Annotated in this window: 5 protein-coding genes; all 5 read left to right on the plus strand. The window is 62.2% G+C overall.

Annotated features, from left to right (window positions below):
• The coding region (locus tag QRX40_RS08520) for an RCC1 domain-containing protein (protein ID WP_396184584.1) at positions 1–749 on the plus strand (749 nt) is incomplete at its 5' end.
• Positions 750–1605: 856 nt separating this feature from the next.
• On the plus strand, positions 1606–3909 hold the full coding sequence (locus QRX40_RS08525) for an InlB B-repeat-containing protein (RefSeq protein WP_396184585.1): 2304 nt from the start codon (positions 1606–1608) through the stop codon (positions 3907–3909).
• 342 nt (positions 3910–4251) lie between these two features.
• Positions 4252–7776 (plus strand): InlB B-repeat-containing protein, encoded by a 3525-nt coding sequence (locus QRX40_RS08530; protein WP_313837691.1) that lies wholly within the window; start codon positions 4252–4254, stop codon positions 7774–7776.
• Between the two features lie 521 nt (positions 7777–8297).
• The gene (locus QRX40_RS08535; protein ID WP_183129728.1) at positions 8298–8444 is read left to right on the plus strand and encodes a hypothetical protein; all 147 of its coding nucleotides are present in this window, start codon (positions 8298–8300) and stop codon (positions 8442–8444) included.
• A gap of 193 nt (positions 8445–8637) precedes the next feature.
• On the plus strand, positions 8638–10294 hold a 1657-nt coding region (locus QRX40_RS08540), incomplete at its 3' end, for an InlB B-repeat-containing protein (RefSeq protein WP_313837692.1).

Here is a 10294-nt window from a genome sequence, read left to right on the forward strand (position 1 = left end):
GCAACGGGACGAGCAGCAGCCAGTACACGCCGGTCAGGGTGAAGACGCCCGACCGGAAGACCTACCCGGACCTGCCCAAGGATTTCACCTACGTGCAGGTCAGCGCCGGAGGCGATCATTCCCTGGCCCTGGGCAGCGACGGATACGCCTGGGCATGGGGATGCAACTGGTATGGCAACCTCGGCAACAACACCGCCAGCGGGACCAGTGACACGAATCCTGTTCCTAAGCGCGTGCGCGACCCCGCCAGCCCCACCGACAAGAGCCAAGGACAGCAAGCCACACAGGTTAGCGGCGGATACCATCTTTCGCTGGCCCTGGGCAGCGACGGCAACGCCTACGCCTGGGGATACAACTGGTATGGCCAGCTCGGCAACAACAGCTACCGCGATTCGACTGTCCCTGTGCCGGTGTCGTTCAACCTGGCTCTGGTGGTCACCGGCGTCAGGTTCGACCAGACCCCCGCATCAGGGCTGACGCGCGGCGACGGCAGCAGCGTCAGCGTGACCACGCCCGCACACCAGCCGGGCACGGTCACCGTCAGCGTGGACTACACGCTGGGCGGCGCACCCCAAACGCCCGACACCTCTCTCCGATACACGTACCTGCCCGCAGGCGTGCTCCCCCAGGCAGGCGGGGAAGGCATCCTGCTCGCCCTCATCACCGGGACTGTAAGCATGGGCGGGGTCCTCGCATCCCGCCGCCACCGGAAGGAAACACGCCAACTGGTTCACGCTTCGCACGAGTAAGAGCGGCCGGGCGGCGTATCAATCCCCCCGCCCCCGGCCCACCTAGGGGGAGCAGGGAGGAAACGTGTCAATCAAGGCTCAACCCCAAGAGAGCCGACACTTCCCTCCCGCGCCCCCACCACACTTCCGCAGGCGGAAGCCGAGGGCAGGCATGCACGCCCCCGTATCCGCCTGGGAGAGGAGGAAACACGGCCGGGCAGGCCAGAAGGCCTGACAGCCACCAGCCAGCCTGGCCGCTGTTCATCTCCCTATCCCAAATAATTAATATAAGTGGCCGCTCTTTCCCAACCGCCTGGACGGGGATTTGGCCGATGCCTATAGGTTCAGACGGTATGATTTTTGTGGGGATGTTGAGGGGTCTTTCGTCTTCTGACTGCATCAGCGCAATTGGCGCCAGATCAGCCTTGAATGGCCGAGAGACTCTTCTGAAAGTAAGACGTAGCAGTGGTGTTGGCCGGCCGTTGGGGAATAACAGATGGCAGGCAAGCCTGTTGTTGGGGAAGAGGTTTGTAAGTCATGCGTATAGGCTCCCGATTGCGTTCACTGACCTTCGCGATTATTCTTCTGCTGCTCCTGTCAGGCTTGGGCATAGTCGAAGCCGAAGCTGAAACCGACGCTGGTACTGAATCTATATTGATCGAGGGGGGGGGGGGGTCGTCAGACCCCTCGCGTAACTAAGCAAACCCCCGCCACTCTTCCCAGCAGCACAACCGACACGCCGCTTCCCTCGCCCTCGCTTCTTAACCCCACGACATCCAGCCCAGACGCCCCGTCATCGTCCACAGGCAGTTCAGGCAACTCAGACTCCGCTTCAACCAAGCCGTCCCAGCAGACGGATGATCAAGCCACGCAAACGATACGTTTCGACCCGACCGACGGAAGCAAACCCACCCAAGCGACCGTGAAGAACGGAACCCTCGCCTCACCTCCGCAAAAGAACCCGCAACGTGAGGGCACCCGGTTCGACGGGTGGACGCTTGATGGCCAGCCCTTCGATTTCCAGACCCCCATCCTGCAAGACACGACGCTGACCGCCCGTTGGGCCAATGCCACGGACTGGACTCTGAGCCCGGACCACGGACCCTCCTCAGGTACACAGCTGACCGTCAGTCCGCCCGACAAGAAAAAACCCTATTACACGAGCATCCATACGGCAAACAGCCAGTTTGTCGGTCTGACAGGCGACGGCAACATCTACATTTGGACACAAGACGGCACACCAAAACAGGTTCCTCTCCCTGCCCAGGCTCCCGACGGGTTCCACTACCTGCAGGCCGCAGCCGGCAGCCAACGGCAGGCGGCCCTCGGATCCGACCAGCACATCTACACCTGGACCAGCCAACAGCCCACGCCCACCATCCTCGACACTGACCTGAACATCAGGTTCACCAGCATCAGCACAAGCGACGACCGGCTGCTGGCCGTGGACCAGCAGGGCCGTGTCCACAATTTCCAGGCCAGCCAGGCCGACAGCCGGAACATGAAACCCACTGGGCACTCCACAATCAGCCTGCCCGGGCAAACTCAGGCGACACTGGCCGTCGCCTCCCCCAGCCGGACACTCATCGTGGACGCGGACGGGCAGGCATGGTCATGGAAGCCAGACCAGGCAGGAAACACGAAGCCGTCACCCATCATGCAGGACCAGGGCGTACGCATCATCCAGGCTACAGCCCTCGACCAGGGGCTGCTGCTGCTGGACGCTGACGGGCAGGCCTGGTACCTAGCCGACAGCACGACCAGCGCCAAAGCCGCCAACCTGCCAGAAAGCACGGAAGCCAGCCGAATCAGCGCCAGCAATGACCAAGCCATCATCACAGACAAGGACGGCCGCCTCTGGTCCTGGAAGCCAGGCGAGGCGTCTATGCGCGCAGACAAAGGGAACCAGCACTACCTGCAGGCAGTCCGCATCGGCAACAGAATCGCCGCCCTAGACAGGCAGGGAAGCCTATACCAGTGGAGCATCGACACCCAAGGCCAGCCCGGCAAGCCGGCAAAAATCGACTCCACCACAGCGCCCACCCTGGAATCAGCCAGCCTGGATGGCCAAGACTTGACACTCAGCAAAACAGGCGATGCCTGGCAGGCAGATGTCCCCGCCCGCAATCCCGGGCCGGCCATCATCACCATCACCGGCAGGCAGGACGATAAGCCTTTCACCAAGAGCCTCAATTACACCGTCGACCAGCCGCTGTTAAGGGATGCTCAACAGGATTCCACCCACACGATCACCTTCGATACAGCAGGAGGAAGCCAGGCACCCCAACCCCAGCAAGTCGGCTACCCCTACGGTAGGGTGAAGCGACCCTCCCCCGACCCGACGCGCAATGGTTACCAGTTCTACGGATGGTTCATCGACAACGTCGCCTACGACTTCAGCAAGCCTGTGACCAAAGACCTCAGACTTACTGCCCATTGGTCGTCAAACAAGTGGACAATAAGCCCTGATACGGGCAGCCAAATCGGCGGTGAAAGGACCACCATTACCCCACCAACCAATACAAACGGTATCAAGTTCAACCAGATCAGCAGCTCAAACACCGGTTCATTCTCCCTGGCTGTGGGCAGTGACGGATACGTGTACGCCTGGGGAAACAACGGAAACGGTCGGCTCGGCGACGGCACCACCAACGGCAAGTTAGTTCCCGTGTCGGTGATGTTCAACCCGCAGCCGGTGATCGCCGCAGCCAAGTTCGACACCAGCCCTGGCACGCATCTGACTCCTGTCAGCAACAGCAACAGCGCCACAGTGCTCACGCCTGCACATCTGCCAGGCACGGTCACGGTCAGCGTGGACTACACGATGGGCGGCGCGGGAAACACACTGACCGACACGTCCCTCAGATACACCTACACACCTGCAGGCGTGCTCCCTCAGGCCGGCGGTGAGGGCATTCTGCTGGCCCTGGCCACCGGCATGACGGGCATGGGTGGGGTTCTGGCATCCCGCCGCCATAGGCGAGAAACGCAGCAACTCCTACATATTACACGAGTAAGAAGGCCGGCAGATGGGTCAACCCCCGTCCACCCGCCTGAACAGGGGCGCATGGAGGAAAATGTCATACAAGGCTCATCCCCAAGGGAGTCTGCACTCCTCTTGCGCCCCCACCACATTCCTGTTGGCGGAAATACGAGCAAGCCTCTCTTTTTCTCAGTCTGAGACAGATATTGACGTGGCCAGACCCACTAAGGTCACATGACTCCAGGCCAGCTCAGTTCACATCCTTGCCTCACGACTTGGCATAATTGCTTTGAACAACAGCATTCCACCAACCCAGGATGATTATTGTCACGGGACTGCTGAGCTGGTTTATGTGTATTGTTTGCTGGATGGGTGGTATGGTGAAAAACAGGGGTAACGGAAAGACGGCTGGCTTCCGCCATGGTTCCTGCGATCCGGTACAGATCCGGCGTTGAAAGACAGGGCAGCTTTCCGACAAAGACGACATTTATCAGCGAGCTGTTGGCTTCGCTTGGTGTTTGGTGAAGGGGTTTACAAGTCATGCACCTGGTTTCCCAACTGCGTCGCATCATGGCGATGATGATCGTCCTGCTGGGCCTGCTGGCAGGCTTGGGCGTCGCATCCGCCCAGTCGGACGCTCCTATCCTCACAGGGGGACTTCAGACCCCTCGGGTAGCTGAGCAAACCCCCGGCACCCTCCCCAGCAACGCAACCAACACCCCACTACCCACACCATCACCGCTGACACCTTCCTCACCATTAAGCACCACGACACCAAGCCCAAACACCACGTCATCGCCGACCGGAACGCCTGACACCACAGGATCCGCTTCAACCAAGCCATCCGATAGCGATGATCAGGCTTCGCATACGGTGCGCTTCGACCCGGCCGACGGCAGCAAGCCCACCCAGGCGAGCGTGAAAACCGGCACCCTTGTATCCTCTCCGCAACAGAACCCGCAACGTGAAGGTTTCCGATTCGACGGGTGGACACTCGACGGCCGGCCCTTCGACTTCCGGACCCCCATACTCCAGGACACCACCCTGAAAGCCCAATGGACAAAAACCACGGACTGGACACTGAGCCCGGATCACGGGCCCGCCTCCGGAACCGTCCTGACCATCAGCCCGCCCGACAGGCAGGAGCCTCAATTCGCCAGCATCCAAGCCGCAGGAAACCAGATTGTCAGCCTGACAGGCGACGGCCGCATCTACACATGGACGCAGGACGGCACACCCAAGCAGGTCCCCGCTCCCGTCCAGGCTGCCGACGGATTCCACTACCTGCAGGTTGCAGCCGGCAACCGCCGGCAGGCGGCCCTCGGATCCGACCAGCGGATCTACACCTGGAACAGCCAACAGCCCACACCCTCGATTCTCGACACCGGACAGAACACCAGGTTCACCAGTATCAGCATCAACGGCGGCCGGCTGCTGGCGGTGGACCGGCAGGGACAGGTCCACGCCTATCAGGCCAGCCAAACCGACGGTCTGAACATGAAACCCACAGAACACGCCACAGTCGACCTGCCCGGTCAGGCTCAGGCAGTACTCTCGGCCGCCACCAGCAGCCGGACCCTCACCCTGGATGCGGACGGGCAGGCCTGGACCTGGGATGCGAGCAACACCGGCAACGTCGAACCCGAACGCATCAGGCAGGACCCTGGCATGCGCATTCTCCAGGCCCAGGCCCTCGACCAGGGGTTCCTCCTTCTGGACGCAGAAAGGCAGATCCATTACCTGGCCGACAACACGACTAGCCCCACAGCGGTCAGCCTGCCGGAACGCATGAAAGCCAACTCGATCAGCGCCAACGACAGACAGGCCGTCATCACCGACACGAACGGCCACCTCTGGGCCTGGAAGCCAGGCGAAACACCCACCCGAGCGGACGACGGGAACCAGCACTACATGCAAGCCGCCAAGACAGGCAGCAGGATCACCGCCATCAGCACGAAGGGCAACATGCTCACGTGGAGCCTGGACGGGCAGGGTAAGCCCGGCCAGCCGGCAAGACCCGACACCGCACAGGCACCCACACTGGAATCAGCCGGCATGGACAGCCAGCCGCTCAACCTCACCAAGAACAACGACGCCTGGCAGACAGACATACCCGCCCACAAGCCGGGACAAGCCACCATCACACTCGCCGGCAGACAGGACGGCCAGCCCTTCACCAAAAACCTCAACTACACCGTCGACCAGACGCTGACCAGAGGCACCGAGCAAAAATCCACGTTTACGGTCCACTTCGACACGGACGGAGGAAAACCCGAACCAGCAGACCAGGAATTCCCAACCCCGAACGGCAGGGCGAAGCGGCCCTCCCCCGACCCTGCGCGTGAGGGCTACCAGTTCGACGGATGGTTCACCGGCGAAGTCGCCTACGACTTCAGCAAACCCGTCACCAAGGATCTGACCCTGACCGCCAAATGGACCTTCAAAGACCCCAACAACACATGGAAAATCAACCCCGACCAGGGCAGCCGGCTCGGCAACGAAACCACCATCCTCACCCCTCCAGACACCAGCCGAGGCATCAGGTTCAGCCAGGTCAGCGGATCATCATACGACGGTAGGAGATCCTATGGTTTTTCCTTGGCTGTGGGCAGCGACGGGAACGCCTACGCATGGGGAGACAACTGGTATGGCGAACTCGGCGACGGGACAACCACTCAAAGGACTACACCGGTCAAGGTGAGCAAGCCTGAAGGGACACCCGCGGATTTCACTTACGTGCAAGTCAGCGCCGGAAGTCGGCATTCGCTGGCCCTGGGCAGCGACGGCAACGCCTACGCCTGGGGATGGAACGACAATGGTCAGCTCGGCGACGGGACAACCTCTCAAAAGACTACGCCAGCCAGAGTGGGGAAGCCTACAGGCACGCCGACGGATTTCACCTACACACAGGTCAGCGCCGGGCAATATCATTCGCTGGCCCTGGGCAGCGACGGCAACGCCTACGCCTGGGGAAAAAACGCCAGTGGCCAGATCGGCGACGGGACGACCACCGACCGGAATACGCCGGTCAAGGTGGGGAAGCCTACAGACGCACCCGCGGATCTCACCTACACACAGGTCAGCGCCGGAGGCTTTCATTCGCTGGCCGTGGGCAGCGACGGCAACGCCTACGCCTGGGGAGACAACGGCAATAGCCAGCTCGGCGACGGGACGGAAACCAGGCGGACTACGCCAGCCAAGGTGGGGAAGCCTACAGACGCGACCGCAGACTTCACTTACACACAGGTCAGCGCCGGACGATTTTATTCGCTGGCCCTGGGCAGCGACGGCAACGCCTACGCCTGGGGAGACAACGGCAATGGCCAGATCGGCGACGGGACGACCACCGACCGGAATACGCCGGTCAAGGTGGGGAAGCCTACAGACACGCCCGCAGATCTCACCTACACACAGGTCAGCGCCGGGAACGATCATTCGCTGGCCGTGGGCAGCGACGGAAACGCCTGGGCATGGGGATGCAACCAGGATGGCCCGCTCGGCAACAACACCGCCAACTGGCACGGTGACGCGAATCCTGTTCCTGCGCGCGTACGCGACCCCGCCAACCCCACCGACAAGAGCATAGGACTGAAAGCCACACAGATGAGCGGCGGATTCCATCATTCGTTGGCTCTGGGCAGCGACGGGAACGCCTACGCCTGGGGATGGAACGACAATGGTCAGCTCGGCGACGGCACCACAAACACCAAGTCGGCTCCTGTGCCGGTGGCGTTAAACCTACAGCTGGTAATCACCGGCGTCAGGTTCGACCAGACCGCCGTATCAGGATTGACGCGCGGCGATGGTAGCAGCGTGACCGTGACAACGCCTGCGCACGCGCCTGGCATGGTCACGGTCAGCGTGGACTACACGCTGGGCGGCGCACCCAAAACGCCGGACACCTCCCTCAGGTACACGTACCTGCCCGCAGGTGTGCTCCCCAAGGCCGGAGAAGAAGGCGTCCTGCTGGCCCTGGCCACCGGCATGACCAGCATGGGCGGGGTCCTGGCCTCACGCCGCCACAGAAGGGAACAACGCCAACTGCTTCACGCTTCACACGAGTAAGACAGGCAGGAGGCGGATCAATCCCCCCCCCCGCCCCGGCTTACAAAGGGCGCACGGAGGAATGTCACATTCAAGGCTTATCCCCAGAGGAGCCGGCACTCCTCTTGCACCCCCACCACACTACCGTCGACTGCTACTGACAGGAATTGAAAGCAGGCATGCACGCCCCGCCTCTGCCCTTGAAAGGGTAAACTCGGGCATACCGATTAAAGAGCACAGAACCCCAAGTCAGCTCGGCCTTCGCCCGTGCTTCCATTACCAGATAATTGGTGTAAACAAACGCTTTTCCTCAACCAAAAGATCCATTGTCGTCGATGACTGACCCGGCTTGTGAGTTGTTGGCGGGCTGGGTGGTAGGGTGAAAAGCGGGGGACGTCGAAAAGACGACTGGCTTCCGTCAGGATTCGTGCAATCTGTTGCACGGACTGACGTTGAGCATTGGGTAACTTTCCGACAGACAGAACTTTATTAGTCAAGCGGCATTTGCTCCGTTTGGTGTTTGGTGAAGGGGTTTTGGTTTCATGCATCTGGTTTCCCGTCTGCGTCGCATCATGGCGATGATGACCGTCCTGATCAGCCTGCTGGCAGGCCTGGGCGTCGCATCCGCCCAGGCGGACGCTCCCATACTCACCGGGGGGGGGGGGTCGTCAGACCCCTCGCGTAGCTGACGGAACCCCCGGCACTCTCCCCAGCAACGCAACCAACACACCACTACCCTCGCCTTCACCAATACAAACCAACACACCGTTAAGCCCAGCATCATCCAAGCCCGGCACCCCGTCATCGACGACGGGAACGCCTGAAAACACAGACGCTGCTCCAACCAAGCCATCCGATACCGGTGATCAGGCCACGCATACCGTGCGCTTCGACCCGGCCGACGGCAGCAAACCCACCCAAACGACCGTGAAAACAGGCACTCTCACCACTACCCCGCAGCAGAATCCTCAGCGACCCGGCTTCCGGTTCGACGGGTGGACGCTTGACGGCCAGTCTTTCGACTTCCAGGCCCCTATTCTCCAGGACACCACCCTGAAAGCCCAATGGACCAAGACCACGGACTGGACACTGAGCCCGGAGCACGGGCCCGCCACCGGCACCAGGCTGACCATCAGCCCGCCCGACAAGCAGGAGCCTGGATTTTCCAGCGTTCACGCCGCTGGAGACCAGTTCCTCGGCCTGGCCGGCAACGGCCGCATCCACACCTGGGCGCAGGACAGCACACCCAAACAGGTGCCCTCCCCCGCCCAGGCACCCGACGGGCTCCACTACCTGCAGGTGGCAGCAGGCAGCCAATGGCAGGCCGCTTTGGGATCCGACCAGCGGATCTATACCTGGACCAACCAACAGCCCACGCCCACCATCCTCGACACCAGCCGGAACACCCAATTCAGCAGCATCAGCCTGGACGATGACCTCCTGCTGGCTGTGGACCGGCAGGGACAGGTCCACGCCTATCAGGCCAGCAAGGCCGACAGCCAGAATCCAGAACTTATACAGCAGGCCACGCTCAGCCTGCCCGCTCAGGCTCAGGCCGTCACCGCCGCCTCCAGCAGCCGGATTCTCATCGTGGACGCGGACGGGCAAGCCTGGACCTGGGACGCAGACAAGACCGGGAAAGCCAAGCCCGAACGCGTCAAGCAGGACCCGGGCATGCGCATCGTCCAAGCCCAAGCCCTCAATCAGGGGTTCCTCCTCCTGAATGAGAACGGGCAGGCCTATCACCTGGCCGACAGCAACAACAGCCTCACCGCTATCAGCCTGCCCGGCGGCGCGCAGATCGGCAGAATCAACAGCGGCGACAATCAGGCCACGATCGTCGGCACGGACGGCCATGCCTGGGCCTGGAAGCCCGGAGAAGCGCCCAAGCGTGCGGACGACGGGAGCCTGCAGTACATGCAGGCCGTCAAGGCCGGCAACAGGGTCACTGCCATCAGCAGGAAGGGCGACCTATACGGGTGGAGCCTGGACGGGCAGGGCCAGCCCGGCAAACCCGTCAGGCTCGAAACCACACAGGCGCCCATCCTGGAATCAGCCAGCCTGGACGGCCAGGCATTGCCGCTCAGCAGGAGCAACGATGCCTGGCAGGCGGACATGCCCGCCCATAAGCCCGGGCAAGCCGCCATCCTCATCACCGGCAGGCAGGACGGGCAGCCGTTCACCAGGAGCCTCAGGTACACGGTCGACCAGCCGCCGGCACGGGCTGCCGAACCAGGATCCGCGTTCACGGCCCGCTTCGACACGGGCGGCGGAAACCCCAAACCAGCAGACCAGACTGTCCCCGCCCCATACGGGAGGGCGAAACGCCCCTCCCCCGACCCTGCGCGGGAAGGCTACCTGTTCGACGGATGGTTCATTGGCGAGGTCGCCTACGATTTCAGCAAGCCCGTCGACAAGGACCTGACCCTGGCCGCCCACTGGACGCCCGCAGGCAGGAACACCAAGTGGAGCATCAGCCCCGACAAGGGCAGCCAGCTGGGCAGGGAACCCGCCACCATCACCCCGCCCGACAACGCCA

It is taken from the genome of Bifidobacterium sp. H6bp9 (genome assembly GCF_032193695.1).
Taxonomy (GTDB): Bacteria; Actinomycetota; Actinomycetes; order Actinomycetales; family Bifidobacteriaceae; genus Bombiscardovia; species Bombiscardovia kimbladii.